Below are 1,604 nucleotides of genomic sequence, written 5' to 3'. Positions count from 1 at the left end.
CTCCAGCAGGGGGCGGTGGCCGCCGAGCTGATGGCCTGGCAGCGCGAGGGCGGGCACCTGCGGGCGGTCACCGACGCGGCGCTGGCCGGCGCGGCCCGGCGTCCGGGCTCGGCGATCGAGCGGCTGCGCCGGCAGCTGCACCGCAAGGACTCGTGGGTCGCCGACGACGAGGCGTTCGCCGCCGCCGTCGAGCACGTCCGCCAGGAACTGGTCGAGGGCCTGCTCGCGATGCCCTTCGACGGCTCCATCGAGGCCGAGCAGTACGTGGCCCGCTTCTCCGCCCGCTGGACCACCCGGTTCGTCGACGCGATCACCGTCGTCGCCGAGCCGGACGTCCGTTCCGGTCACGTGCTGCTGGCCCCGGCGCAGTGGCACGAGGTGCAGGTGCTCAAGTTCGTCCACCACCGGTTCGTGCTGGCCCGCCCCGACCTGGCCCTGCACCAGCGCGGGCAGGCCCGGCTGCTGGGCACCCTGGTCGAGGCGCTCTGGGAGTGGCTGCTCGACCCGGAGGAGGAGTCGCGGCTGCCGCGCCGGTTGCACGACCTGGTGGAGCTGGCCGAGGCGGAGCTGCATCCGCGTACCCCGGACCGGATCGGCCGGGCCCGGGGTCGGGCGATCGTCGACTTCGTCGCCCAGCTCACCGACGGGCAGGCGGTGGCCATGCTGGACGCGCTCTCCGGACGATCCGGCGCCCTCTGGACCGACGCGTTCGTCCTCTGACTCCGCCCGGAGCGCCGCGTGCCGGTGGGGCCGCCGTCGGCGACCGCACCGGTGCGGTACGTCAGGCGACCGCCTGCCACCAGCCGTCCACCGGCGGCGGGTCGTCGACCACCACCCGCTCTCCGGGCCGGGGTACGGCGATCCGCACGGACCGGGCCTTCGCCTCGGCCCACAGCCGGTCCACCGGCTCGGCCCAGTCGTGCAGGGCGAGGTTGAACGTCGCCCAGTGCACCGGGAGGAGCAGTTCGCCGCGCAGATCGAGGTGGGCGGCGACGGCCTCCTCCGGGAACATGTGGATGCCCGCCCACGCCCGGTCGTACGCGCCGATCTGCATCAGCGTGACGTCGAACGGCCCGTGCTCCGCGCCGATCTCGGCGTACCCGTCGAAGTAGCCGGAGTCGCCGGTGTAGAAGACCCGCCGGTGCGCGCCGGCGACGACCCAGGAACTCCAGAGCGTCCCGTCGCGGCGCAGGCCCCGGCCGGAGAAGTGCTGGGCGGCGGTGGCGGTGATCTCCAATCCGCCGACCCGGTGGCACTGCGACCAGTCCAGTTCGACGATCCGGTCGGCGGGCACGCCCCAACGGTCCAGGTGGGCACCGACGCCGAGCGGCACCAGGAACGGCGCGGACTGCCGGCGGGCCAGTGCCCCGACGGTGGCCATGTCCAGGTGGTCGTAGTGGTCGTGGGAGATCAGGATCGCGTCGACCGGGGGTAGTTCGTCGAGGCGTACCGGGGGCTCGTGCAGCCGTCTCGGGCCGAACGAGGCCGACGGGGAGCAGCGGTCGCTCCACACCGGGTCGATCAGCACCCGGTGCCCCTCCAACTCGACCAGGGTGGAGGCGTGGCCGTACCAGACGACGCTCAGCTCACGCTCGGGCGCCACC

Annotated in this window: 1 protein-coding gene and 1 pseudogene; one reads left to right on the top strand and one right to left on the bottom strand. The window is 74.1% G+C overall.

Going from position 1 to position 1,604, the window contains the following annotated elements:
* Positions 1-720: pseudogene (locus E1182_RS30495) on the top strand (phosphodiesterase); the annotation flags it as partial.
* A gap of 61 nt (positions 721-781) precedes the next feature.
* Here the strand turns inward: E1182_RS30495 and E1182_RS30490 are convergent.
* Positions 782-1,604 (bottom strand): MBL fold metallo-hydrolase (locus E1182_RS30490; RefSeq protein ID WP_132271184.1); only part of this gene is annotated, 823 nt, incomplete at its 5' end.

This window comes from Micromonospora sp. KC721, from assembly GCF_004348355.1.
In the GTDB taxonomy this organism is placed as follows: Bacteria; Actinomycetota; Actinomycetes; order Mycobacteriales; family Micromonosporaceae; genus Micromonospora.
This window is presented reverse-complemented; position numbering and strand designations above follow the sequence as displayed.